23 protein-coding genes and 1 riboswitch are annotated in these 25,115 nt (G+C 71.5%); of the genes, 13 read left to right on the forward strand and 10 right to left on the reverse strand.

Annotated features, from left to right (window positions below):
* The first annotated feature begins 68 nt into the window (after positions 1 to 68).
* From pyrH to ACH4K4_RS22480, 7 genes are all read left to right on the forward strand, one after another.
* Positions 69 to 842: a UMP kinase gene (gene pyrH / locus ACH4K4_RS22450; protein ID WP_360131121.1), complete on the forward strand. Its 774-nt coding sequence runs from the start codon at positions 69 to 71 to the stop codon at positions 840 to 842.
* A gap of 175 nt (positions 843 to 1,017) precedes the next feature.
* Positions 1,018 to 1,575, forward strand: coding sequence for a ribosome recycling factor (gene frr, locus ACH4K4_RS22455; RefSeq protein WP_398169469.1), 558 nt, complete (start codon positions 1,018 to 1,020; stop codon positions 1,573 to 1,575).
* Positions 1,575 to 2,714 (forward strand): phosphatidate cytidylyltransferase, encoded by a 1,140-nt coding sequence (locus ACH4K4_RS22460; protein WP_398169470.1) that lies wholly within the window; start codon positions 1,575 to 1,577, stop codon positions 2,712 to 2,714. The genes frr and ACH4K4_RS22460 overlap by 1 nt, the downstream gene beginning before the upstream one ends.
* Positions 2,715 to 2,848: 134 nt before the next feature.
* The gene (gene rlmN / locus ACH4K4_RS22465) at positions 2,849 to 3,955 is read left to right on the forward strand and encodes a 23S rRNA (adenine(2503)-C(2))-methyltransferase RlmN (protein WP_398169471.1); all 1,107 of its coding nucleotides are present in this window, start codon (positions 2,849 to 2,851) and stop codon (positions 3,953 to 3,955) included.
* Positions 3,956 to 3,988: 33 nt separating this feature from the next.
* Positions 3,989 to 4,122, forward strand: a riboswitch (TPP riboswitch).
* A 78-nt stretch (positions 4,123 to 4,200) separates the two neighbouring features.
* Complete coding sequence (locus ACH4K4_RS22470) at positions 4,201 to 5,280, forward strand: thiamine ABC transporter substrate binding subunit (RefSeq protein WP_398169472.1); 1,080 nt, start codon at positions 4,201 to 4,203, stop codon at positions 5,278 to 5,280.
* 56 nt (positions 5,281 to 5,336) lie between these two features.
* Positions 5,337 to 6,950: an ABC transporter permease gene (locus tag ACH4K4_RS22475; protein WP_398169474.1), complete on the forward strand. Its 1,614-nt coding sequence runs from the start codon at positions 5,337 to 5,339 to the stop codon at positions 6,948 to 6,950.
* Positions 6,951 to 8,009 carry an ABC transporter ATP-binding protein gene (locus ACH4K4_RS22480; RefSeq protein WP_398169476.1) on the forward strand — a complete coding sequence of 353 codons (1,059 nt, stop codon included), beginning with the start codon at positions 6,951 to 6,953 and terminating at the stop codon, positions 8,007 to 8,009.
* Between the two features lie 31 nt (positions 8,010 to 8,040).
* Here the strand turns inward: ACH4K4_RS22480 and ACH4K4_RS22485 are convergent, their stop codons facing one another.
* The 6 genes from ACH4K4_RS22485 to ACH4K4_RS22510 form a co-directional block, all read right to left on the reverse strand.
* Positions 8,041 to 9,024 carry a hypothetical protein gene (locus ACH4K4_RS22485; RefSeq protein ID WP_398169478.1) on the reverse strand — a complete coding sequence of 328 codons (984 nt, stop codon included), beginning with the start codon at positions 9,022 to 9,024 and terminating at the stop codon, positions 8,041 to 8,043.
* Between the two features lie 91 nt (positions 9,025 to 9,115).
* Complete coding sequence (locus tag ACH4K4_RS22490) at positions 9,116 to 10,309, reverse strand: LOG family protein (protein WP_398169480.1); 1,194 nt, start codon at positions 10,307 to 10,309, stop codon at positions 9,116 to 9,118.
* 38 nt (positions 10,310 to 10,347) lie between these two features.
* Complete coding sequence (locus ACH4K4_RS22495) at positions 10,348 to 11,553, reverse strand: hypothetical protein (RefSeq protein ID WP_398169481.1); 1,206 nt, start codon at positions 11,551 to 11,553, stop codon at positions 10,348 to 10,350.
* Positions 11,535 to 12,266: an ABC transporter ATP-binding protein gene (locus ACH4K4_RS22500; RefSeq protein ID WP_398169482.1), complete on the reverse strand. Its 732-nt coding sequence runs from the start codon at positions 12,264 to 12,266 to the stop codon at positions 11,535 to 11,537. The genes ACH4K4_RS22495 and ACH4K4_RS22500 overlap by 19 nt, the downstream gene beginning before the upstream one ends.
* Before the next feature lie 203 nt (positions 12,267 to 12,469).
* Positions 12,470 to 13,831 (reverse strand): aspartate aminotransferase family protein, encoded by a 1,362-nt coding sequence (locus ACH4K4_RS22505; protein ID WP_398169484.1) that lies wholly within the window; start codon positions 13,829 to 13,831, stop codon positions 12,470 to 12,472.
* A gap of 2 nt (positions 13,832 to 13,833) precedes the next feature.
* A complete protein-coding gene (locus ACH4K4_RS22510) occupies positions 13,834 to 14,307 on the reverse strand; it encodes an Lrp/AsnC family transcriptional regulator (protein ID WP_398169486.1) in 474 nt (157 codons plus the stop codon).
* Between the two features lie 179 nt (positions 14,308 to 14,486).
* On the opposite strand from ACH4K4_RS22510, the gene ACH4K4_RS22515 reads away from it, so the two are divergent.
* Both ACH4K4_RS22515 and ACH4K4_RS22520 read left to right on the forward strand, forming a co-directional pair.
* Positions 14,487 to 15,941 (forward strand): gamma-aminobutyraldehyde dehydrogenase, encoded by a 1,455-nt coding sequence (locus ACH4K4_RS22515; RefSeq protein WP_398169488.1) that lies wholly within the window; start codon positions 14,487 to 14,489, stop codon positions 15,939 to 15,941.
* A 97-nt stretch (positions 15,942 to 16,038) separates the two neighbouring features.
* Complete coding sequence (locus tag ACH4K4_RS22520; RefSeq protein ID WP_398169489.1) at positions 16,039 to 17,223, forward strand: spermidine/putrescine ABC transporter substrate-binding protein; 1,185 nt, start codon at positions 16,039 to 16,041, stop codon at positions 17,221 to 17,223.
* 21 nt (positions 17,224 to 17,244) lie between these two features.
* On the opposite strand, the gene ACH4K4_RS22525 is transcribed toward ACH4K4_RS22520, so the two are convergent.
* Positions 17,245 to 18,195: a hypothetical protein gene (locus ACH4K4_RS22525; RefSeq protein WP_398169491.1), complete on the reverse strand. Its 951-nt coding sequence runs from the start codon at positions 18,193 to 18,195 to the stop codon at positions 17,245 to 17,247.
* Between the two features lie 136 nt (positions 18,196 to 18,331).
* On the opposite strand from ACH4K4_RS22525, the gene ACH4K4_RS22530 reads away from it, so the two are divergent.
* Positions 18,332 to 18,868 (forward strand): HXXEE domain-containing protein, encoded by a 537-nt coding sequence (locus ACH4K4_RS22530; RefSeq protein WP_398169492.1) that lies wholly within the window; start codon positions 18,332 to 18,334, stop codon positions 18,866 to 18,868.
* Between the two features lie 21 nt (positions 18,869 to 18,889).
* On the opposite strand, the gene ACH4K4_RS22535 is transcribed toward ACH4K4_RS22530, so the two are convergent.
* Complete coding sequence (locus tag ACH4K4_RS22535; RefSeq protein ID WP_398169494.1) at positions 18,890 to 19,609, reverse strand: glycerophosphodiester phosphodiesterase; 720 nt, start codon at positions 19,607 to 19,609, stop codon at positions 18,890 to 18,892.
* Entirely contained in the window at positions 19,597 to 20,712 is a 1,116-nt protein-coding gene (locus ACH4K4_RS22540) for an adenosine deaminase (protein ID WP_398169495.1), read from the reverse strand. Before ACH4K4_RS22540 ends, ACH4K4_RS22535 begins: the two co-directional genes overlap by 13 nt.
* 36 nt (positions 20,713 to 20,748) lie before the next feature.
* On the opposite strand from ACH4K4_RS22540, the gene ACH4K4_RS22545 reads away from it, so the two are divergent.
* Positions 20,749 to 21,432 (forward strand): DUF4190 domain-containing protein, encoded by a 684-nt coding sequence (locus ACH4K4_RS22545; protein WP_398169497.1) that lies wholly within the window; start codon positions 20,749 to 20,751, stop codon positions 21,430 to 21,432.
* Positions 21,433 to 21,436: 4 nt separating this feature from the next.
* Here the strand turns inward: ACH4K4_RS22545 and ACH4K4_RS22550 are convergent, their stop codons facing one another.
* Positions 21,437 to 22,030, reverse strand: coding sequence for an NADAR family protein (locus ACH4K4_RS22550; protein WP_398169498.1), 594 nt, complete (start codon positions 22,028 to 22,030; stop codon positions 21,437 to 21,439).
* 232 nt (positions 22,031 to 22,262) lie between these two features.
* Here ACH4K4_RS22550 and ACH4K4_RS22555 point away from each other — a divergent pair, with 232 nt between their 5' ends.
* Positions 22,263 to 23,780 carry a gamma-aminobutyraldehyde dehydrogenase gene (locus ACH4K4_RS22555; protein WP_398169499.1) on the forward strand — a complete coding sequence of 506 codons (1,518 nt, stop codon included), beginning with the start codon at positions 22,263 to 22,265 and terminating at the stop codon, positions 23,778 to 23,780.
* Positions 23,781 to 23,842: 62 nt separating this feature from the next.
* Positions 23,843 to 25,090 (forward strand): spermidine/putrescine ABC transporter substrate-binding protein, encoded by a 1,248-nt coding sequence (locus tag ACH4K4_RS22560; protein ID WP_398169501.1) that lies wholly within the window; start codon positions 23,843 to 23,845, stop codon positions 25,088 to 25,090.
* The last annotated feature ends 25 nt before the right edge of the window (positions 25,091 to 25,115 follow it).

The following is a 25,115-nucleotide window of genomic DNA, read 5'->3' on the forward strand; positions in this document are numbered from 1 at the left end:
TTGCCGTACAGGGATCTGAACCAGACCCCCGGCAATGGCCTTCTTCGTATGTGCACGAGGAGAGCGTGATGAATCAGGGTGCCGACGGCGCGGACACAGCCCACAAGGCCGACAGCGGCGGGAAGGGACGCTTCCTGCTGAAGCTGTCGGGCGAAGCGTTCGCCGGCGGCGGCGGACTGGGTGTCGACCCCGATGTCGTGCACGCCATCGCCCGCGAGATCGCAGCCGTGGTCCGTGACGGCTACGAGATCGCCATCGTGATCGGCGGCGGCAACTTCTTCCGCGGCGCCGAGCTGCAGCAGCGCGGCATGGACCGCGCCCGCTCCGACTACATGGGCATGCTCGGCACGGTCATGAACTGCCTGGCCCTCCAGGACTTCCTGGAGAAGGAGGGCATCGACTGCCGCGTCCAGACCGCCATCACCATGGGACAGGTCGCGGAGCCGTACATTCCGCTGCGCGCCGTGCGTCACATGGAAAAGGGCCGCGTGGTCATCTTCGGAGCCGGTATGGGCATGCCGTACTTCTCCACCGACACCACCGCGGCCCAGCGTGCCCTGGAGGTCGGTGCCGAGGCCATGCTGATGGGCAAGAACGGCGTGGACGGGGTCTACGACGCCGACCCGAAGAAGTTCCCGGACGCGGTGAAGTTCGACGCTCTCGAATACGGCGAGGTCATCACCCGCGACCTCAAGGTCGCCGACGCCACCGCCATCACGCTCTGCCGCGACAACAAGCTCCCGATCCTCGTCTTCGAACTGCTCGCCGAGGGCAACATCGCGCGCGCGGTGAAGGGTGAGAAGATCGGCACGCTCGTCAGCGATCAGGGCACCCGGGCCTGACGGCCCCAACTGCCGTATTGCCGTACGGGCAGGGCACCGTACGGGCGGCAACCCCGGGTCGTGGGAAGACCCCGGCACGGGGATGGACAACGGCCTGCCGGTCGGACACCGTGCAGGAGAAGACGCGCGGCAGGGGCGAGGCTCTGCTTCTTACCGAAAAGACCAGGAGCAAGTGGTGATCGAAGAGATCCTCCTCGAGGCCGAGGAGAAGATGGAGAAGGCCGTCGTGGTCGCCAAGGAGGACTTCGCCGCGATTCGCACCGGGCGTGCGCACCCGGCGATGTTCAACAAGATCGTGGCGGACTACTACGGCGCCATGACGCCGATCAACCAGCTGGCGTCGTTCTCGGTGCCCGAACCGCGGATGGCCGTGGTGACCCCGTTCGACAAGAGCGCACTGCGCAACATCGAGCAGGCGATCCGGGACTCCGACCTGGGCGTCAACCCGAGCAATGACGGCCACATCATTCGCGTGAACTTCCCGGAGCTCACCGAGGAGCGCCGCCGGGAGTTCATCAAGGTCGCGAAGAACAAGGCCGAGGACTCGAAGATCTCGATCCGCAGCGTCCGGCGCAAGGCCAAGGAAACCCTCGACAAGCTCGTCAAGGACAAGGAGTCCGGCGAGGACGAGGTGCGCAGGGCGGAGAAGGAGCTCGACGACACCACCGCGAAGTACGTCGCGCAGGTGGACGAGCTGCTCAAGCACAAGGAATCCGAGCTCCTAGAGGTCTGATGAACGAGTCATCCTGGGGGGCCCCGCCTGGCGTCGGCCGAGCCGGTCAATGGGGACCACCCGACCAGGGGCCCGCCGGTTCGGCGGGTCCCGCGCACGAGTGGGGCGGCGCGGCGCAGACTCGGCCCATGCCCATCGTGCCCGACGCAGGCGGACACCAGGACGACGACCGGAACTCTCTGGACGACGACCGGGACCACCGGGACGACAGGGGGGCCGCTCGGCAGAGCGGCCCCTCGTTCCGCGACGAACAGCCGCAGGAGCCCATGCCGACCTCTTTGCCGGGGCCTGACGGCTCACAGCAACCCGACAAGCCGCAGAAGAAGAGCGCGGGGCGCAACCTCCGGGCCGCCATAGGAGTCGGTGTCGGCCTCGGTGCCGTCATCCTGCTCTCGCTCTTCGTCTACAAGCCGCTTTTCGTAGGCGTCATAGTGATCGCGGTCGTCGTGGGCCTGTGGGAGCTGACGTCCCGGCTCTCCGAACGCAAGGACATCCGGGTACCGCTGGTCCCGCTCGCCCTCGGTGGCGCGGCGATGGTGGTCGCCGGCTACGTACGGGGCGCGGAGGGCGCGTGGGTGGCGATGGCGCTCACCGCGCTCGCCGCCCTGGTGTGGCGCATGACGGAGGCCCCGGAGAACTATCTGCGGGACGTCACGGCGGGCGTCTTCGCCGCGTTCTACGTGCCGTTCCTGGCGACGTTCGTGGCGATGATGCTCGCCGCCGACGACGGGCCGCAGCGCGTGCTGACGTTCCTGCTGCTGACGGTCGTCAGCGACACGGGTGCGTACGCGGTGGGCTGGCGCTTCGGCAAGAACAAGCTCGCGCCCCGCATCAGCCCCGGCAAGACCCGCGAGGGGCTGTTCGGCGCGGTGCTGTTCGCCATGGTCGCGGGCGCGCTCTGCATGCAGCTGATCATTACGGACGGCGCCTGGTGGCAGGGCCTGCTGCTCGGCATGGCGGTCGCGGCCAGCGCGACGCTCGGCGACCTCGGCGAGTCCATGATCAAGCGCGATCTCGGCATCAAGGACATGGGCACGCTGCTGCCCGGCCACGGCGGCATCATGGACCGCCTGGACTCGCTCCTGCCGACCGCCCCGGTCGTGTGGCTGCTGTACGTCATCTTCGTCGGCTCCGGCTGACAGAGGTCCACCGTACGTGTGAGGGGCTCGCCGCGCTGCGTGGCGGGCCCCTCACGCATATGGAAAACCGCAGGTCAGGCCGGGTTGCCGAGGCGGCGATCGGCACCTCTTACGTCTGCGACACTGGAAGAACCATGCCTAAGCCCGGAGAACTCACTTTCGTCGCGCCGCGCGGAGCCAAGAAGCCGCCGCGGCACCTTGCCGATCTCACCCCCGCCGAGCGGCGCGAAGCCGTGGCCGCGGCCGGTGAGAAGCCGTTCCGCGCCAAGCAGCTGTCGCAGCACTACTTCGCCCGGTACGCGCACGACCCGGCGGAGTGGACGGACATCCCGGCCGCGGCGCGGGAGAAGCTGGCGTCGGCGTTGCTGCCCGAGCTGATGAGTGTGGTGCGGCACATCTCCTGTGACGACGACACCACGCGCAAGACGCTGTGGAAGCTGCACGACGGCACCCTCGTGGAGTCGGTGCTGATGCGCTACCCGGACCGGGTCACGATGTGCATCTCGTCACAGGCCGGATGCGGCATGAACTGCCCGTTCTGCGCGACGGGGCAGGCGGGGCTGGACCGGAACCTCTCGACCGCCGAGATCGTTCACCAGATCGTCGACGGCATGCGGGCGCTGCGCGACGGCGAGGTTCCGGGCGGGCCGGCCCGGCTGTCCAACGTCGTCTTCATGGGCATGGGCGAGCCGCTGGCGAACTACAACCGGGTCGTGGGCGCGATCCGGCGGCTGACCGACCCGGAGCCCGACGGGGTGGGGCTTTCCCAGCGCGGCATCACCGTGTCCACGGTGGGTCTCGTCCCGGCGATGCTGCGGTTCGCGGACGAGGGCCTGAAGTGCCGGCTCGCGGTGTCGCTGCACGCGCCCGACGACGAGCTGCGCGACACGCTCGTACCGGTCAACACGCGCTGGAAGGTGCGTGAGGTGCTGGACGCGGCCTGGGAGTACGCGGAGAAGTCCGGGCGGCGGATCTCGATCGAGTACGCGCTGATCCGGGACATCAACGACCAGGCGTGGCGCGGTGACCTGCTGGGCCGCCTGCTCAAGGGCAAGCGGGTGCACGTCAACCTGATCCCTCTCAACCCGACGCCCGGTTCGAAGTGGACCGCCTCGCGCCCCGAGGACGAGAAGGCGTTCGTCGAGGCCATCGCCGCGCACGGGGTGCCGGTGACCGTCCGCGACACGCGCGGGCAGGAGATCGACGGCGCCTGCGGGCAGCTCGCGGCCTCGGAGCGCTGACCGTCCGCTGGTACGGTGTGATCGAACAAATGCACATTCCGACAGGGGAGCGCCACAGCGCTGAGAGTGCGGCAGTGTCACGGACCGAGCGTCACGGACACGAGGTGCCGCAGACCCTTGAACCTCGCCCGGGTCATTCCGGGTAGGAAGTTCGGTCGTCACTCATGCTGTTGCGCCCCGCCCGGCCTTCCTCGCGAAGTGCCGGGCGGGGCCGCGTCTCTTCCTGGCCAGCCAGGAGGAATCCAGTGAGCACCACCAGAAGGATCACCGTCACCGCGCTGGCGGTCGCGGCCGGCATGACGGCGCTCGCCGCGTGCGGCTCGGGCGGCAGCGGCGGCAGTACGGACCCGAAGACCGTCACGCTCGTCAGCCACGACTCCTTCAACGCCTCCAAGTCCGTCCTGGAGGAGTTCACCAAGCAGACCGGCTACAAGGTGAACGTGCTCAAGGGCGGCGACGCGGGCAAGGCCGTCAACCAGGCGATCCTGTCGAAGAACAACCCGCAGGGCGATGTCTTCTTCGGCATCGACAACACGCTGCTGTCGCGCGGCCTGAAGGAAGGCATCTTCAGCCCGTACGAGGCCAAGGGGCTGGCGAGCGTCCCCGGCGAACTCCAGCTTGACAAGGCCGGGCACCGGGTGACGCCGGTGGACTACGGCGACACCTGCGTCAACTACGACCGCGCCTACTTCGCCGAGCACCGGATCGCGCCGCCCGAGACGTTCGACGACCTGCTCAAGCCCGAGTACAAGGGCCTGCTGGTCACCGAGAACTCCGCCACGTCGTCGCCGGGGCTCGCCTTCCAGCTCGGCACCATCGCCAAGTACGGCGAGTCCGGCTGGCAGGACTACTGGAAGAAGCTCAAGGACAACGGCGTCGAGGTCGTGGACGGCTGGGAGCAGGCGTACAACGAACGGTTCTCGGGTTCGGCGGCGGGCCGGGGCAAGGGGGACAAGCCCCTGGTGGTCTCGTACGCGTCGAGCCCGCCGGTGGAGGTGCTCGGCAAGAAGCCGCAGCCGAAGGAGGCGCCCACCGGCGTCGCGGCCGGCACCTGCTTCCGGCAGGTCGAGTTCGCGGGGCTGCTCAAGGGCGCCAAGAACGAGAAGGGCGGCAAGGCCCTGCTGGACTTCCTGCTGAGCAAGCAGTTCCAGGAGGACGTGCCGCTCCAGATGTTCGTCAACCCGGCGCGTACGGACGCGCAGGTTCCGGAGCTGTTCACCAAGTACGGCCGGAAGATCGACAAGCCGGAGACGGTGGCCCCGGAGAAGATCGCCGCGAACCGCGAACAGTGGATCAAGCAGTGGTCCTCGCTCGTTCTGAAGTAACCGGCCCCGCGAAGCGGGCGCGGCACTCACGGGGGACGGCGGCGCGGCTGGCCCTGATGGCCCTGCCGCTGGCCTTCTTCGCGCTCTTCTTCGCCTATCCGGTCGCCGCGATCGTCGGGCGGGGGCTCAAGGACGGCGGGCAGTGGCAGCTGGGCCGGGTCGGCGAGGTGCTGTCCGACCCGGACGTCCTGCACGTCCTGTGGTTCACGGTCTGGCAGGCGGCGGCCTCGACCGCGCTCACGCTGCTGATCGCGCTCCCCGGCGCGTATGTCTTCGCGCGCTTCGATTTCCCCGGGAAGCAGTTGCTGCGGTCCGTGGTCGCGGTGCCGTTCGTGCTGCCGACGGTGGTGGTGGGTTCGGCGTTCCTGGCGCTGGTCGGGCGCGGCGGCGTGCTGGACGACCTGTGGGGCGTACGGCTGGACACCTCGGTGTGGGCGATCCTGCTGGCGCACGTGTTCTTCAACTACGCGGTGGTCGTACGGACCGTCGCGGGCCTCTGGGGGCAACTCGACCCCCGGCAGGAGGAAGCGGCCCGGGTGCTGGGCGCGTCGCGCTGGAACGCGTGGCGGCGGGTGACGCTGCCCGCGCTGGGACCGGCCGTCGCGGCCGCCGCCCTGATGGTCTTCCTGTTCACCTTCACCTCCTTCGGGGCGGTGCAGATCCTGGGCGGGCCGAGGTTCTCCACCCTGGAGGTGGAGATCTACCGGCAGACCGCCGACTTCCTGGACCTGCCGACCGCCGCCGTCCTGACGTTGCTCCAGTTCGCCGCCGTGCTGGCACTCCTGGCGCTGCACGCCTGGACCGTACGGCGGCGGGAGACCGCCCTCACGCTCGTCGACCCGGCGCAGACGGTGCGGCGGCCCCGGGGCGCCGGCCAGTGGGCGCTGCTGTGGGGGACGCTCGCCGTGATCGCGGTGCTGCTGGTGGCGCCCCTGGCGGTGCTGGTCGAGCGGTCCTTCGCCGGGCCGGACGGCTACGGGTTCACGTTCTACCGGGCGTTGCAATCCGCTGCCTCCATGGACAGCACCTTCGCCGTCGCCCCGCTGGACGCCCTGTGGAACTCGCTCGCCTACGGGGCCGCCGCCACGCTGATCGCCCTGGTGGTGGGCGGGCTGGCGGCGGCAGCGCTGACCAGGCGGGGCGGCAGGCTGGTGCGTGGCTTCGACGCGTTGCTGATGCTGCCCCTCGGAGTGTCGGCCGTGACCGTCGGCTTCGGTTTTCTGATCACTCTCGACAAGCCGCCGCTGGATCTGCGCTCCTCGTGGTGGCTCGTACCACTGGCGCAGGCGCTGGTCGGAGTGCCGTTCGTCGTACGGACCATGCTGCCCGTGCTGCGCGCGGTGGACGGGCGGCTGCGGGAGGCGGCGGCGGTGCTGGGGGCCTCGCCGTGGCGCGTGTGGCGGGAGGTCGACCTGCCGCTGGTACGGCGCGCGCTGCTGATCGCCGCCGGTTTCGCCTTCGCCGTGTCGCTCGGCGAGTTCGGCGCGACGGTCTTCATCGCCCGGCCGGACGCACCGACCCTGCCGGTGGCCGTGGCGAGGCTGCTGGGACGTGCGGGAGAACTGAACTACGGACAGGCGATGGCCCTGTCGACGATCTTGATGGTGGTGTGCGCGGGCGCGCTGCTGGCGCTGGAGCGCATCCGTACCGATCAGGCCGGAGAGTTTTAGATGGCGGAACACACTGGCACCGCGGACGAGGCGCTGCTGCGGCTGGACGACGTCACCGTCCGCTTCCGCGCCGGGCAGCCGCCGGCGCTGGACGCGGTCGGCCTGAGCGTCGCCGCGCAGGAGATCGTGTGTGTGCTGGGGCCCAGCGGCAGCGGCAAGTCCACTCTTCTGAGGGTCGTGGCGGGACTGCAAGCCGCCGACGCGGGGCGCGTCTTCCTGGAAGGACGGGACCAGTCGGGCGTGCCCACGCACCGCCGTGGCGTCGGGCTGATGTTCCAGGACCACCAGCTCTTCCCGCAGCGCGACGTCGGCGGCAACGTGGCCTTCGGCCTGCGCATGCGCGGCGCGTCACGTGCCGAACAGGAGCGTACGGTTGCCGGACTCCTGGACCTGGTCGGCCTGCCGGGCGCCCAGCGGCGCGCCGTGGCGGCGCTGTCCGGCGGCGAACAGCAGCGGGTCGCGCTGGCCCGCGCACTCGCACCGCGGCCGCGGCTGCTGATGCTGGACGAGCCGCTCGGCCAGCTCGACCGCGGCCTGCGTGAGCGCCTGGTCGTCGAACTGCGGAGGGTCTTCGGCGAGCTGGGTACGACCGTGCTGGCCGTGACGCACGACCAGGGTGAAGCCTTCGCGCTGGCCGACCGGGTGGTGGTCATGAGGGAGGGGCGGATCGCGCAGAGCGGCACTCCGCTGGAGGTCTGGCAGCGCCCCGCCACCGAGTTCGTCGCCCGCTTCCTGGGCTTCGACAACGTGGTGGAGGCGACCGTGCGGGGCGGGGCCGCCGACACCCCGTGGGGCAAGGTCCCGGTACCGGAAGACGCGCCGGACGGCCCGTGCCGCCTCCTGGTGCGCCCGGCCGGGGTGGGGATCACGGCTGCCGCGGACGGGCTGCCGTGCACGGTGGCGGCGCGCACGTTCCGCGGCACCCACGTCGCCCTGCTCCTCCAGCCGGACTCCGGACCGCGGTTGGAGGCGGCCTGCGCGCTGCGGGACGCCCCGGAAGACGGAGAGCGGGTGGGCGTCACCTTCACGGCCGAGGACGTCGTGGTCCTGAACCGCTGAGGGACGCCCACCCGTGGGGTCGGCGGGCGCGCTACGAGGAGCTGGTGCGGCTGCCCGCCGCGGTCCGGGCGTCGCTTCCGGCCGACGGCCCGTCCAGCGTCTTCGCTTCCTCCGCGGGAGCCGGTACGGCCGCGGCCGCGCCGCCGTCCTCCGGCTCGCCGAACCAGGCGACGGCGACGGCGCCGGCCACCGCCACGACGAAGCCGAGCACCGCCATCCAGGCGAAGCCCGGCCGGGAGGAGTCGCCCAGCCACAGCACCCCGAGGATGCCCGGTACCACCGTTTCGCCCACCACCAGCGCCGCCGTGGCGCCGTTGACCGAACCGATCTGGAGGGCGACCGTGTGCAGGTACATGCCGCCGATGCCGGCGACGAGAATGGCGTAAAGGGCCGGGTCGGCCAGGAGCGTGGGCAGGTTGAACGGGTCGACGCCGTTCAGGACGCGTACGCCGACGCCGAGGGCGCCGAAGCCCAGGCCGGACAGCAGGCCGGCGAGGATCGCGGCGCGGCTGCCGAGCAGGCGGACGACCAGCGTGCCACCGCCGATGAGCAGGACCGAGGCGGCCAGCAGCCACCAGTGCGTGGTCGTCGAGGCGTCACCGCCGCCCTCCGGGCCGGCCGCCGTGGCCAGCAGCACCAGCGCCGAGCAGACCACGGCGATGGAAGCCCACTCGGGCCGGTTCAGCCGGATGCCGAGGAGCTTGATGCTCAGTACGGCGGTGATCACCAGATTGGCGCTGATGACGGTCTGGGAGAGGAAGAGCGGCAGCAGCCGCGCGGCCAGCGCGCCGAGGCCGAAGCCCACGAAGTCCAGCACCGTGCCGACCATGAATTCCCAGGTCACCGCGGCCTTGGCGGTGGAAGAGAGACTGGGGCCGCCGTGCGCGGTGACGCCGGTGGTGGACGCGGCGGCCGCCTCCCGGCGCGCGGACTTGCGCGATCCGACCGCTTGCAGGACCGACCCCGTGCCGTAGCAGGCCGAGGCCGCCACTGCCGTCAGAAGACCGATGAGCACCAAGAACTCCGTTTCGCGCACTGCCTGGTTTTACCTGTGCATTACCTGACTAGCGAGACGTGGTTTCGGGGGCGTGAGTTGCCTCGGACGGTCAAGCAGATGCCGCGGGATCGGTACCGGGGGCCTCGCCGAGGCGGGCCAGGGCTTCCGGGGCCTCTTCCACCGAGTCGACCAGGGCGATCCTCGCGGCCATCGGCCGTTCCGCGGCGAGCGCCCGCAGGAGCGGCCAGGCGGGCAGCTTCCCGGTCCAGTGCGCCCGGTCGACGAGCACCATCGGGGTCGGTTCGCCCCGGGAGCCGTAGTAGTTCGGGGTCGCGTTGTCGAAGATCTCCTGTACGGTCCCCGCCGCGCCGGGCAGGAAGACGACTCCGGCGTTGGAGCGCGCCAGGAGGCCGTCCTCACGGACCGCGTTGACGAAGTACTTGGCGATGTGGGTGGCGAAGGCGTTCGGCGGCTCGTGGCCGTAGAACCATGTGGGGATGCCGACCGAGCCGCCGCCGTCCGGCCACCGGTCGCGTACCTCGAAGGCGGCCCGTGCCCAGTCGGTCACCGAAGGGGCGAAGTGCGGGGCCTTGGCGAGCAGCGCGAGGCTCTCGTCGAGCATCGCGTCGCCGAAGGGGGCGGCGTAGGCGCCGAGGTTCGCGGCCTCCATCGCGCCCGGACCGCCTCCCGTGGCGACCGTCAGGCCGGTCCTGGCGAGCTGCCGCCCGAGCCGGGCCGCGCCCTCGTACGCGGAGGATCCGCGCTCCAGCGCGTGCCCGCCCATGACGCCCACGACGCGGGCACCGGCGAGGTGCTCGTCCAGCGCGTCGGAGACGGCGTCGTCGTGGATGCTGCGCAGCATCGAGGCGAAGACGTCGCCGTCCGACATGGTGCGCTGGTACCAGGCGTAGGCCCGGGCGTCGGCGGTGGCCGCGTAGCCGGCGTCCGTGGCGAGGCCCGCGAAGAGCTCGCCGGGGGCGTAGAGGCTGCCGCGGTACGGGTCGAACGGCAGGCCCGGTATCGGCGGGAAGACCAGGGCGCCGTTCGCCCGGACGCTCGCGGCGGCCTCCGGTGCCATCCGGCAGCCGAGGAAGACGGCGTCGGCGGCCGGCGTCCCGAGGAGCGCGGACGTGCGGCCGGTCAGGTCGACGGACTGGACGCGGTACCCGGAGAGGCTGCCCGAGGCCAGCACCCGGTCGAATTCCGCGAGCGACTCGATCTCGCGGTCGTCGCCGCGGTGTCGCGGCCGTTCGACGGGGCGGTGGGGCGCGGGGGACTCGGGATTCGGCTGCACGCCCGTCATGGTAGGCGGGTGGCCGTACGGCCTGGGGGCGAGGGCGGTCAGCGGAGCAGGGGCAGGGCGGCGAGTTCGGCGATCACCCAGGTGAGGGGGGCCAGGACGACGAGGAGGGCCAGGACGCGCAGGGCGGTGGCGCGGTGGAGGAGCGAGCGGGGGGCGCCGAGGCGGCGGAGGGCGGCGGTGGTGTGGGTGCGGGCCCAGCGGGCCTCCAGGGCCGCGGTGAGGGCGCTGGCCGTGACACAGGCCAGGACGAGGGCCGCGCCGAGTCCGGTGAGCGGGCCGAACGGGCGGGTGGGAGCCGCCTCGTACACCTTCGCCGCCGCGTACGTGCCGGAGGCGACCGCGCAGAGCACGCCGAGGGGGCGGCCGATGCGCCGGGACTCGTCCTGGAGGACGCGGCCCGCCAGCAGGCGGACGGCGCCGGGGCGGCCGGCGGCGAGCAGGCGGCCGGAGAGCTGCGCCAGGCCGGGACCGGCCAGTACGAGGCCGATGGCGGCCAGCGTCCAGCCCGCCAGGACGCCCGGCGGGCTGCCGATGAGGCGTCCGGGGAGGGGGAGCAGCGTGTCGGGGTCGGCGGGGCCGCGGCTGACGTAGGTCTCCAGGGCGAGGCCGGCCGCTGTCAGGGCCATGCCCCACGGCAGCGCGGTGGTCATGGCGGAGGAGTCGCCGTCGGCGGCGGCGAGGGGAACGCCGGAGCCGGTCCGGGACACCGGCCCGGTGGCGTCGCCGTGCTTGTCCTTGTGGGGGCGCAGGGTGACCGCGGTCGCGCCGGCCGCCGTCAGCGGGACGACGGCAAGGAGCATCAGCGCGCCCGCGAGGGGGAACGGGTGGCCCGCGCCGAGGAGCCGGGTGGCGGAGCCGGCGGCCGCGGCGCCGCCCAGGTCGCCGCGGACGGCGAGGAAGGCGAGCAGGGCGAGGAGGCTGCCCAGTACGCAGGACACGGCGGTGGATGCGGCGGCGATCACCGTCAGGCGGGCGGGCCCCAGCCCGGCGGCGGACATGCCCCGCCGGGGGCGGGAGGCGGGGTCCGTACGGGCCGCGGAGACGGCGAGCTGGGTGGTGGCCGCGGCCGGGATGGCGCACCACAGGAGGCGTACGAACGAGTCGGTGGCCGTCGCCGGGTGGGCGGCGGCGTGGCCGAGCGCGGCCAGGAGGAGGAAACCGGTGCCCGCGGCGGCTGCGGCGACGAGCAGGCGGCGGAACAGGACGAGGGGGTGGGCCCCGCGGGCTAGACGGAGAGCGAGCACTCTGCCCTGCTTTCCTCGTCGGGGGCGGGTGCCTTGGCGCCGGTGCGGCGGCCGTCGAGGAGCGCCATGGTGCGGTCCGCGAGGGTGGCGGCCTCGGGCTCGTGGGTGGCGAGGACGACCGTGATGTCGTGCGAGCGGGCGGCCGTGGTGATGGTGCGCAGCACCTGGGCGGCGTCGGCGCGGTGCAGCGGCGCGGTGGGCTCGTCGGCGAACAGGACCTGCGGCGCCGAGGCCAGGGCGCGGGCGATGGCGATGCGCTGGCGCTGGGACTGGTCGAGGCGGCCGGGGCGTTGGCGGGCGCACATGCCCACGTCCAGCCGCTCCAGCCATTCGCAGGCGGTCTGCTTGGCGGCGCGGTGGCCGTTCCCGCGCAGGAGGAGGGGGAGGGCGGCGTTCTCCCAGGCGGTCAGCTCGGGGACGAGGTGCGGTTCGGTGTCGACCCAGCCGAACCGGTCCAGGCGCAGCCGTTCGCGGCCGAGCGGCGACAGGGTGTGCACCGGTGAACTGTTGAACCAGATCTCGCCGCTGTCGGGCGCAAGTTGGCCGGAAAGGCACCGCAGGAGGGTGGTCTTGCCGCAGCCGCGGGGACCGGTGACGGCGAGGATCTCGCCGTCGCGTACACCGACGGAGACACCTGCGAGCGCGGGGGAGCCGGCGTATGTGTGGTGCAGGCCGCGCGCCCAGAGAACGTCGTTGTCAGGTGGGGCCACCATCTGCGCACCTCATGCTCGTCGCGTCCGATCGTTCCCCCAACCGGGTGAACGACCATGGAGGGTATCGGTCACTGGCACGGTAAGGAGTGGCGACCCTCGGTATTCGGCGCTCGGCGCGTACCACGGCCAGGTTCACTCAAATGGCCGCTTATATGAAGAACTGGGGCGGAGGGGGCGGCGCGCCATCCCCCTCCGCGGCCTGCTCAGAGCTTCGACCAGGCCTCCGTGAGCGTGGCGCGCAGTATCTGCTCGATCTCGTCGAAGACCGGCTGGTCGGCGACGAGCGGCGGGGCGAGCTGGACGACCGGGTCGCCGCGGTCGTCGGCGCGGCAGTACAGGCCGTTGTCGTACAGGGCCTTGGAGAGGAAGCCGTACAGGACGCGTTCAGTCTCCTCGTCGTTGAAGGATTCCTTGGTGGCCTTGTCCTTGACGAGTTCGATGCCGTAGAAGAAGCCGTTGCCGCGGACGTCGCCGACGATCGGCAGGTCGTGGAGCTTCTTCAGGGTGGAGAAGAAGGCTTCTTCCTTGTCCAGCACGTGCTGGTTGAGGTTCTCGCGCTCGAAGATGTCGAGGTTGGTGCAGGCGACGGCGGCGGAGACCGGGTGGCCGCCGAAGGTGTAGCCGTGCAGGAAGGTGTTGTCGCCCTTGTAGAACGGCTCGGCCAGCCGGTCGGAGATGATGCAGGCGCCGATGGGGGAGTAGCCCGAGGTCATGCCCTTGGCGCAGGTGATCATGTCGGGCACGTAGTCGAACTTGTCGCAGGCGAACATCGTGCCGAGGCGGCCGAAGGCGCAGATGACCTCGTCGGAGACGAGCAGCACGTCGTGGCGGTCGCAGATCTCGCGGACGCGCTGAAAGTAGCCGGGCGGCGGCGGGAAGCAGCCGCCGGCGTTCTGCACCGGCTCCAGGAAGACGGCGGCGACGGTCTCCGGGCCCTCGAAGAGGATCTGCTGCTCGATCTGGTCGGCGGCCCAGCGGCCGAACGCCTCGGGGTCGTCGCCGAAGAGCGGCGCCCGGTAGATGTTGGTGTTCGGCACCTTGTGGGCGCCGGGGACCAGCGGCTCGAACGGGGCCTTGAGGCCCGGCAGGCCGGTGATGGACAGGGCGCCCTGCGGCGTGCCGTGGTACGCCACGGCGCGCGATATCACCTTGTGCTTGGCGGGCTTGCCGGTGAGCTTGAAGTACTGCTTGGCCAGCTTCCACGCGGTCTCGACGGCCTCGCCGCCGCCGGTGGTGAAGAAGACCTTGTTCAGGTCGCCGGGCGCGTAGTGGGCCAGCCGCTCGGCCAGTTCGACGGCCTTGGGGTGCGCGTACGACCAGATGGGGAAGAAGGCCAGCTCCTGCGCCTGCTTGAGCGCGGTCTCGGCGAGTTCGGCGCGGCCGTGCCCGGCCTGGACGACGAAGAGGCCGGCCAGCCCGTCGATGTAGCGCTTGCCCTTGTCGTCGTAGATGTTCGTGCCCTCGCCGCGCACGATCGTCGGCACGGGGGCGTTCTCGTACGACGACATGCGGGTGAAGTGCATCCACAGGTGGTCGTAGGCCGTCTTCGAGAGGTCAGCAGTCATGGCTATCTGGTTCCCCAGGTGTAGGTCTGCTTACGGAGCTTGAGGTAGACGAAGCTCTCGGTGGTCCGGACGCCGGGCAGCGTGCGGATCCGCTTGTTGATCATTTCCAGCAGGTGGTCGTCGTCCTCGCAGACGATCTCGACGAGGAGATCGAAGGAGCCCGCGGTCATGACGACGTACTCGACCTCTTCCATGGCCGTCAGGGCGTCGGCCACCGGGTCGAGGTCGCCCTCGACGTTGATGCCGACCATCGCCTGCCGCCGGAAGCCGACCGTGAGGGGGTCGGTGACCGCGACGATCTGCATCACGCCTTGGTCGAGCAGTTTCTGTACGCGTTGCCGCACCGCCGCCTCGGACAGGCCGACGGCCTTGCCGATCGCGGCGTACGGACGGCGGCCGTCCTCCTGGAGCTGCTCGATGATCGCCAGGGAGACGGAGTCGATCGACTGGGTGCCGTTTCTGTCACGAGTGGCCACGAGCCTCACTGTGCACGAGCCTCGTCCGTCCCGCAACCCCGATTCGATGAAATCAGTTGTCCGAAGATTGCGGCACCACTGATTTCGTTGTTCACCCCTTGCGGGTATGTCGAAAACGTTGCCTTCATGGCTAGGGTGGGCATCTCAACCATCGGACACCTGAGTAGGAGGGGTCGCTCGTGACCACCGAACTGCGTCGTCTGCGCAACTACATCGACGGGGAGTTCCGGGACGCCGCCGACGGGCGGACCACGGAGGTGGTCAACCCGGCCACGGGTCGGGCGTACGCCACCGCCCCGCTGTCCGCCGCCGCGGACGTCGACGCCGCGATGGCCGCCGCCGAGGCGGCCTTCCCCGCCTGGCGCGACCTGGTGCCGGCCGAGCGCCAGAAGGTGCTGCTCAAGATCGCCGACCGCTTCGAGGAGCGGGCCGAGGAGCTGATCGCCGCCGAGTCCGAGAACTGCGGCAAGCCGCTCGCGCTCGTACGCTCCGAGGAAATCCCGCCGATGGTGGACCAGATCCGCTTCTTCGCGGGGGCCGCCCGGATGCTGGAGGGTCGCGCGGCGGGCGAGTACATGGACGGCTTCACGTCCATCGTCCGCCGGGAGCCGGTCGGTGTCTGCGCGCAGGTCGCGCCGTGGAACTACCCGATGATGATGGCGGTGTGGAAGTTCGCGCCGGCGCTGGCGGCGGGCAACACCGTCGTCCTCAAGCCCTCCGACACCACGCCCGCCTCGACGGTGCTGATCGCCGAGATCATCGGCAGCGTGCTGGACGAACTGGGCCACTCCCGCGGCGTGTTCAACGTCATCTGCGGCGACCGGGACACCGGCCGCCTGATGGTCGAGCACAAGACCCCGGCGATGGCCTCGATCACCGGCTCCGTACGGGCCGGCATGCAGGTCGCCGAGTCCGCCTCGAAGGACCTCAAGCGGGTCCACCTGGAGCTGGGCGGCAAGGCGCCGGTCGTGGTCTTCGAGGACACCGACATCGCCAAGGCCGTCGAGGACATCTCGGTGGCGGGCTACTTCAACGCGGGCCAGGACTGTACGGCCGCGACCCGCGTGCTCGTCCAGGAGTCCGTTCACGACGAGTTCGTGACCGCGCTCGCCAAGGCCGCCGCCGACACCAAGACCGGCGCGGTGGACGACGAGGACGTGCTCTACGGGCCGCTGAACAACGCCAACCAGCTGGCGCAGGTCAAGCGCTTCATCGACGGCCTGCCTGCGCACGCCAAGATCGAGGCGGGCGGCCACCAGGTCGGCGAGGAGGGCTATTTCTACGCGCCGACCGTCGTCTCCGGCCTCAAGCAGGACGACGAGATCGTCCAGCAGGAGGTCTTCGGCCCGGTCATCACCGTCCAGTCCTTCCGCGACGAGGACCAGGCCGTCGAGTGGTCGAACGGCGTGGAGTACGCGCTGGCGTCCTCGGTGTGGACCAAGGACCACGCGCGGGCCATGCGGATGTCGAAGAAGCTGGACTTCGGCTGCGTGTGGATCAACACCCACATTCCGCTGGTCGCCGAGATGCCGCACGGCGGATTCAAGAAGTCCGGTTACGGCAAGGACCTCTCGGGCTACGGCTTCGAGGACTACACGCGGATCAAGCACGTGATGACCTCGCTCGACGGCTGAGCACGTCCCGCCCTCGGCACACCGTCGTGGGCGGCGGCCCGGCAGTCGACGTTCTGTCGCTTGCCGCCGCCGCCCACGGCACGTGAGAGTGCACGCCATGCCTGAACTTTCGCGGCGTTCGCTGCTACGGAGCACGGTCGGTACGGGTGCGGCCGGGGCGCTGGCCCTGCTGGCGGCCGGGTGCGGGGTGCCCGCCGCTTACGTCGCGCCGGCCGACCGCGCCGCCCCGGACCGCTCGGCCCGGGACAAGCGCCTGACCTTCGCCAACTGGCCGCTCTACATCGACGTCGACGAGCGGGACCAGCAGCGGCGGCCGACGCTGGCGGCGTTCGAGAAGCGCACCGGCATCTCGGTGACGTACACCGAGGAGATCAACGACAACGACGAGTTCTTCGGCAAGATCGGCCCCGCGCTGATGAACCACCAGCCGACCGGCCGCGACCTCATCGTCATCAGCGACTGGATGTGCGCCCGGTACGTACGGCTCGGCTGGGTCCAGGAGATGGACCGGGCGCGGCAGCCGAACGTCGCCCGGCACCTCGACCCGCTGCTGCGCACCCCGCACTTCGACCCGGGGCGCAAGCACAGCGTGCCCTGGCAGTCGGGCATCACCGGCATCGCCTACAACCGCAGGAAGCTCGGCCGGGAGATCCGGCACACCGCGGACCTGTGGCAGGACGACCTGCGCGGGCGGGTCACGCTGCTGTCCGGGCTCGACGAGTCCTTCGCGATGCTCATGCAGGGCGACGGCGTGGACATCACGCGCTGGACGGAGGACGACTTCTACCGGATGACGGGCCGGATCCGCCGCCTCGTGGCGCGCAAGCACATCCGGCGCTTCACCGGCAACGACTACATCAAGGACCTGGCCTCGGGGGACGTGCTCGCGGCGCAGGCGTATTCGGGCGACGTCATCCAGCTCAAGGAGGACAACCCCGACATCGAGTTCGTGGTGCCGCAAGAGGGCGCCGAACTGTGGGCGGAGAGCCTGATGATCCCCGGCCGCGCGGAGCACAAGCGCAACGCCGAACGGCTGATCGACTACTACTACGAGCCGGAGACGGCCGCCGAACTGGCGGTGTGGGTCAACTACGTCTGCCCGGTGCCGGCCGCGCGGGACGTCCTCGCCTCCTCCAAGGACGAGGAACGCACCGCGCTGGCCGAGGACCCGCTCGTCTTCCCGGACGACGCCCTGCGCAAGCGGCTGGCCATCGCCCGCGACATCACCGCCAAGGAACGGCCGGCGTTCGCCAAGGAGTGGAACGGCATCGTGGGACTGTGAGACGGCAAGCCGCCGCGCCGTTCAGCGGGGAGCGTCCTGCACGAGGGCTTCCTCCAGGGCGGTGCGCAGCCGCTCGTACGTAGGGGCGAGCCGCCGCAGTCCCGCTTCCAGCGCTTGGTCGTCCCCGGAGACGACGGGGTGTTGCAGGCTGCCGACCATGCGGGACTGTTCGGCCAGGAGGGCTGCCGGGGCGGTCAGGCCCAGCGGGGCCAGGCACGCCGCCGCGTCGTTGAGGCGGCGGGCGCCGACCCGGATGGCGAAGGAACCGAGCAGGCCGCGGGTCTCCGACGGCAGGTCCCCCTTCGCGACCTGGTCCGCCAGCGCCTCGGCCGCGGCGGCCCCGCCCAGCGAGCCGGGCGGCACGGGCAGGTCGTCGCGGCCGGCCAGCCACCGTACGGCGCCGGGCAGCGACTGCCGCAGGGCGTCCGCCGGATCGACGGCCCGCTCCTGTACGAAGGCGGAGCGCATCACGTACGGGGCGTCGGCGTACGTCACCGACTCCGCGCGCCAGGCAGCGGCGAACTCCGCGGCGGGCAGCGTCGCGTACGGGTGGCCGTGCGGGTCGTGGAGGAGGACGGTGCCGTTCTCGACCGCGAGGACCACCACGTAGTGGTCGGCGCCGATCGCGGTGCCCGAGCCGCTCTGGTACAGCAGCAGGCCCATCTCCAGCGGGCCGGCCAGGACGGGCCCTTCGGCGCAGACGGCGCCCAGCCGGGCCAGCGCCTCGTCCTGGGTGCCGCCGGCGTCGCGTACACAGCGCAGACCGAGTGCCGGCACGGCGGCGTCCAGGCCGATTTCCGGGTTCCATCCGTACGGGTCGAACAGCGGCAGCGTGCCGCCGATGAACTGGAAGCCGAACGGCGAGCCGGTGAGGGTCTCGATGACGGCGGTCGACGGGGCGGTGGCCGGGCCGAGCACCGTCGCGAGGGCGTTGCTGTAGCAGTACGGGCCGGAGCCGGTGTAGGTGAGCATGGGTGTCCTTGGTGGGAGAGGGACGGCGTTTGCCGAGGTGACTCCCAGTGGACGGGTTGACACGGGGGCAAGGTCAAGTGCGTTCGTAGGTGGCCGGATGGGTGCGGGAAACGGCCGCGTGCCAGACTCGGCGCTCATGTCGAAGAAGACCACGCAGGACCTGAGCCCCGCCGTCACGTTCGGACTGCTCGCCGCCTGGGCGTTGCACGACGCGGAGGAGGTGGCCTTCGGGCCGCGTTGGATCCGTAAGAGCCTGCCGGAGTTGCGGGAACGTTTCCCCGGGGCGCCGGAACGGCTCTGGAAGGCGCTGGAGGGCGTCGATCAGCGGGAGTTCACGGTCGCGGTGGGCGCCATGGCGGTGATCGTGGCCGCCGCCTCGGCGCAGGGCCACCGCACCGGCGGCCGCTCGGCGTTCTTCCAGGGCGCGGTGGACGGGTTCGGGCTGCACGGCCTGGTGCACCTCGCGCAGGCCGCCGCCGTACGCGGCTACACCCCCGGCTCGGTCACCTCACCGCTGATCGTCGTCCCGTACGCCGTGTGGGCGCGCGGCCGGCTGCGGCGCGCGGGGCGCCTGCGGCCCACGGACCTGCGCGGCACGGTGAGCGGACTGGCCGCGGCCGGAGCGGCCACGGCCCTGACCCACTTCGTGGCGCGGCGGCTGGTGAAACGCTGAGCCGGACGGAGCCGGTACGCCTCAGAGCGCCGCGCGTACGGCGGTGACCCGGTTGGTCGTGACGGCGTCGACGCCCGCGCGCCCGAGGCGGCGCGCGGCGCGCGGCGTGTCGGTGGTCCAGGCGGCGCACAAGTAACCCTCGCCGTGGGCCCGTTCGACCAGGTCACGGGTGACCAGGCCGAAGTGGTAGTTGAGCCAGCGAGGACGTACGCGGGCCAGCAGCTCCGGGCGCGGCGGGGCCGTCCGGCACCAGGAGAGAGCGAGTTCGGCGGCCGGGTCGGCGGCGCGCACGGCGAGCATGGAGCGGCCGCCGCCGCAGTAGTAGGCGCGGTCGGCGGCGCCCGACGCGTGGACCTCGGTGACGGCGGCGCGCGCGGCGCCGGGGTCGGGAAGGTCGATCAGGGCGCGCGCGTGCGGGTACTCGGCCGTAAGGGCGAGGGCGTCGCGCAAGGTCGGCACCCCGCCCTCGGACACCTCCTCCACCTGGGCGTACGTCAGCGAGGCGAGCCGGCGGTCGTGGCCCCACAGCCGTTCCAGCGTCGGGTCGTGCAGCAGGACCGGAACGCGGTCGGCGGTCAGCCGGACATCGATCTCCACCGCGTCGGCACCCGCTTCGAGGGCGGCGCCGACCGAGGCGAGGGTGTTCTCACGGCACTCGTACGGGGCGCCGCGGTGGCCGATGACGGCGACCCGGCGGGCGGCCGCGACCCGGTCGGCCCGCGCGGCCCTCACCGGGGCCACGTGGCGGTGTAGTCGTCGATCTCGGTGGTCAGCGCCGCCTTGGCGGACGCGTCCATGAAGGATGCCGCGACGGCGTTCTTGGCCAGGTCGGCGACCCCGGCGGCGTCGAGGCCGAGCAGGCGCGCGGCGACGCCGTACTCCGAGCACAGGTCGGTGCCGAACATCGGCGGGTCGTCGCTGTTGATCGTGACCAGCACGCCCGCGTCCACCATCTCCTTGAGCGGGTGCTCGTCGAGGGTGCGCACCGCGCGGGTGGCGATGTTCGAGGTCGGGCAGACCTCCAGCGGGATGCGGTGCTCGGCGAGGTGGGCCAGCAGCTTCGGATCCTGCACGGCGCTGGTGCCGTGGCCGATGCGCTCGGCGCGCAGGTCGGTGAGCGCGTCCCAGACGGTCTGCGGGCCCGTGGTCTCGCCGGCGTGCGGAACGGAGTGCAGGCCGGCCGCGACGGCACGGTCGAAGTACGGCTTGAACTGCGGGCGCGGCACGCCGATCTCCGGGCCGCCGAGGCCGAACGAGACCAGGCCCTCGGGGCGCAGGTCGCAGGCGATGCGCGTGGTTTCCTCGGCCGCCTCCAGCCCGGCCTCGCCGGGGATGTCGAAGCACCAGCGCAGCACCACGCCCAACTCCGACTCCGCCGCCCGGCGCGCGTCCTCGATGGCCTCGACGAAGGCGGCGTCCGGGATGCCGCGGCGGGTGGAGCTGTACGGGGTGACGGTCAGCTCGGCGTAGCGGATGTTCTGCCGCGCCATGTCGCGGGCGACCTCGTACGTCAGCAGCCGGACGTCCTCGGAGTCACGGATCAGGTCCACGACGGAGAGGTAGACCTGGATGAAGTGGGCGAAGTCGCGGAAGGTGAAGTAGTCGGCGAGCGCTTCGGGGTCGGTGGGGACCGGGGAGTCGCTGTGCCGGGCGGCCAGCTTGGAGACGATGCGCGGGGAAGCCGATCCGACGTGGTGGACGTGCAGCTCGGCCTTGGGCAGCCCGGCGATGAAGGCGTCGAGATCGGACAACGGGTCCTCCTGGTCGAAGGTCGGGCCGGCGGGCCGCGGACGGTGTTCATGGTATGCGGGGCCCGGCGCCGCGAAAGGCGCAGGTCTTAGCATTGCCGTACAGCCAAGGCGGGGGAGTGTGGGGGTGTCATGTCCGACAGTCAGGGGCCGGAGCCGCGCGACCCGTGGGCGCCGCCGGAGGACCGGGAGGCGCCGGGCGCGCCGGGCGGCCGGTACGACGTACCGCTGCCGCCGCCCGCGCCCGGCACGGCAGGGGTGTACGCGCCGTCCGCTTCCGGTGTCCCGCCGATACCCGGCTCCGGTGCGCAGCCGTACGGCACGGCCGGGTACGGCACCGGCGGGTACGGCTGGGGCGGCGCCCCGTACGCGGGCGGCCACCCCGGGCAGCTCCCGCCGCCCGGCTACCAGCCGTACTGGCTGCCCACCGGCCTGAGCAACGGCTTCGGCACCGCCGCTCTCGTCCTCGGCATCCTGGGCACGGTCCTCGGTGTCACCGTGTTCTTCGGCTTCCTCCTCGGTGTGCTCGCGATCGTCTTCGGCGGTGTCGGGCGGGCCAAGGTGACCAAGGGTGAGGCAAGCAACGGCGGGACCGCGCTGGCCGGGATCATCCTGGGCGCCGTGGCGGTGCTGCTGAGCGTGGTCATGCTCGGCTTCATCGTGGCGTCGGCCGCGGACGACGCGGGCTACGACGACGGCCCCTGGCACCCCGGCCACTCCGACGGCTCGGGCTCCGGCGGCTCCGGTTCCGACGACGACGGCCCGGACACGTTCGAGGCCGCGCCCGCGCCCGGTCCGCGTCCCGCCGTCTTCTAGAGCCCTACGCGGTCCCCTCCGCCAGCCTCTGGCGCGCCTCCATCAGCGCGAAGCCCAGCAGGTTCAGCCCGCGCCAGCGCGCCGGATCCTGCGCGCGCTCGTCGTCGGCGGCCAGCCCGATGCCCCATATGCGGTCCAGCGGGCTGGCCTCGACCAGCACGCGGGAGCCCGTCCCCAGCAGGTAGGCGCGCAGGGCGTCGTCCTGCCCGAACTTGTGCACGCTGCCCTCTGCCACGTACGCGAAGCGGTGCCGCTCCCACAGCTCGCTGTCGAAGCCGCGCACCGAGCGGCCGGCGTCCTTGGCCTGCTTCGGGTGCTCGGCGGCTATCGCCCGCCGCTCCGCCTCCGCGTCGCCGAACAGGCGGGCCTTGCAGGCCATCATCCAGTGCTCTGCGGTGGCGTACCGCACGCCGTCGACCGTGAACGGCGCGGGCCACCACTGGCTGAGGCAGCTCGCCCCGAGCGTCCCGTCGCGGCGCGGCGTGTGGCCCCAGAAGCAGAGGTACTTGAACCGCTTCCCGGCTGCCGTCCGCGCGGTCAGCTCCGCGACCGACCGCGGCCCGTCGGCCTCCGCCGCCGCACCTCGTGGCTCGTTCATCCCCGTTCCCCCCGTGCTGTCGTGCACCATGCCGGGATTCTGCCAGCGGGCACTGACAACGTGTCGGGGTGCCCCACGACGGAAATCGCAGAATCCGTCGCGTAATCAAAAGGCAACAACGGAATCCCTTGTTGGGGCCTTCCTCCTCTGTCAAGATCAGCCATCGATTCCGGAAAGAGCTACGCCTGGGTGTGCCGCCGCGCGGTCCCGGCGCCCGGCGGAAGAGAGCACCATGGTTCAGCGATTCGACGTGAACGAACGATTCGCCGATGGCGTGCAGTACATCGCGGGCGAGCTTCGGGACGGCAGTTCCGGCCAAACCCAGCAGGTGGTCGACCCGGCCACCGGAAACCAGGTGTACCGCTACCGGCCGGCCTCGGCGGCGGACGTGGACGCGGCCGTCGCGGCCGCCGAACGGGCCTTCCCCGCATGGGCGGGCGCGACCCCCGGCGAGCGCTCGGACGCCCTGCACCGCTTCGCCGCCGTCCTCGGCGAGCGCGCCGGCGAGCTGGCCTACGCCGAGTCCCTCCAGTGCGGCAAGCCCGCCAAGCTCAGCGAGGAGTTCGACGTACCGGGTTCGGTGGACAACGCCGCCTTCTTCGCGGGCGCCGCGCGGCACCTGGAGGGCAGGTCGGCGGGGGAGTACAGCGCCGGCCACACCTCCGTGATCCGCCGCGAGCCGATCGGCGTCGTCGGCTCGATCGCGCCGTGGAACTACCCGTTGCAGATGGCGGCCTGGAAGGTGCTGCCGGCCATCGCCGCGGGCAACACGATCGTCCTGAAGCCCGCCGAGATCACCCCGCTGACCTCGGTGATGTTCGCCCAGGCGGCCACCGAGGCGGGCATCCCCGACGGGGTGCTCAACATCGTCTCCGGCGCGGGCCGCGAGGCGGGCGAGCACCTGGTCGCACACCCCGGCGTCGCCATGACCTCGTTCACCGGCTCGACGGCGGTCGGCAAGCGGGTCGCCGAGATCGCCACGAGCACCGTCAAGCGGCTGCACCTCGAACTCGGCGGCAAGGCCCCCTTCGTGGTCTTCGACGACGCCGACCTGGAGGCGGCGGTGCACGGCGCGGTGGCCGGCGCCCTGATCAACACCGGCCAGGACTGCACCGCCGCCACCCGCGCCTATGTGCAGCGCCCGCTGTACGACGCGTTCGTCGGCGGCGTCGCCGACCTGATGGCGACCGTACGGCTCGGCGATCCCTTCGACCCGGCCACCGACCTCGGCCCGCTGATCTCGCACACCCAGCGCGACCGGGTCGCGGGCTTCGTGGAGCGCGCCCGGTCGTACGCCACCGTCGTCACCGGCGGCGAGGCTCCCCAGGGCGACCTGGCCAAGGGCGCGTACTACCGTCCCACGCTCATCACGGGCGCCGCGCAGGACAGCGAGGTCGTGCAGCGCGAGATCTTCGGCCCGGTGCTGGCCGTGCTGCCCTTCGACAGCGACGACGAGGGGATCGCGCTGGCCAACGACACCCCGTACGGCCTGGCGGCCTCCGCCTGGAGCCGGGACGTCTACCGCACCGGACGCGCCACCCGCGAGATCAAGGCGGGCTGCGTCTGGGTCAACGACCACATCCCGATCCTCAGCGAGATGCCGCACGGCGGCTACCGGGCATCGGGCTTCGGCAAGGACATGTCCGCGTACTCCTTCGAGGAATACACGCAGGTCAAGCACGTAATGTACGACAACACCGGGACGGTCGCGAAGGACTGGCACCGGACTGTTTTCGGGGACCGCGCCTGACGCGGAACGGCCGTCGTCACCGGCTGACCACCGGGCTCGCTCACCCTGGAAGGGCACCGCGCATGGAAGAACCCCAGCAGCCCGAGAGCCTGTCCCCGCCCGAACTCGCGGCGGTGCGGCGCAGCCTCACCGACGGCCGGCTGGCCATGACCCGGCGGTCGCTGCTCCGCGCGGGCGCGGCGGGGGCGCTCGCGTCCGGCGGCGCCGGCGCGCTCGCGGCCTGCGGCATCCCGCCCGCCGGCCGTATGGACGCCGGTCGCGGCGAGGACCACTCCGGGCAGGAGAAACGTGTCGTCTTCTCCAACTGGGCGCAGTACCTGGACGCCGGCGAGGACGGGAGGCGCCGGCCGGCCCTGGACGCGTTCACCGGGCGCACCGGGCTCGCGGTGAAGTACACCGAGGACATCAACGACAACGACGAGTTCTTCGGCAAGGTCCAGGCGCAGCTCGCCGCAGGGCAGGACACCGGCCGGGACCTGATCGTGCTGACCGACTGGATGTGCGCGCGGATGATTTCGCTCGGCTGGATCCAGCGGCTGGACACGTCCGGTATGCCGCACGCGCACGCCAATCTCTCGCAGCAGTTCCGCGATCCGGACTGGGACCCGGGGCGTGCCCATTCCTATCCGTGGACGGGCACTCCGGCGGTCATCGCGTACAACACGAAGGCCACCGAAGGGCGTACGGTCGATTCCGTCAGCCAATTGCTGGACGACCCGAGGCTCAAGGGCCGGGTCGGCTTCCTCTCGGAAATGCGCGACACCGTCGGACTGACGCTCCTGGACATGGGGAAGCGCCCCGAGAGCTGCACGGCCGACGATTTCGACGCCGCCGTCGCCCGGCTCCAGAAGGGCGTGGACACCAAGCAGATCCGCCGCTTCACCGGCAACGACTACATCAACGACCTCGGCAAGGGCGACCTCGCCGCGTGCGTGGCCTGGGCCGGGGACGTCGTCCAGCTGCAGCAGGACAACCCGGACATCGCCTACGCCGTTCCGAAGGCCGGTTACATGACGTCCACGGACAACCTGATGGTGCCGAACCAGGCGCGCCACAAAAAGAACGCCGAACGCCTCATCGACTACTGCTACGAGCCGAAGGTGGCGGCGCGGATCGCGGCGTACATCAATTACGTGTGCCCGGTCGACGGCGTACGCGAGGAACTGGCGAAGATCGACCGGGACCTGGCGGACAACCCGCTGATTCTCCCGGACCGGGAGATGACCGCCAGGTCGCATGCCTTCCGTGCCCTCGACGGCAGGGAGAGCAAGGAATTCGCCCAGAAATTCGCCGACCTGACGGGCGCCTGAGAAGGCCCCCGGCCCGGCACGCGCG

The sequence above is a fragment of the Streptomyces sp. NPDC017529 genome, assembly GCF_044329785.1.
GTDB lineage: Bacteria > Actinomycetota > Actinomycetes > Streptomycetales > Streptomycetaceae > Streptomyces.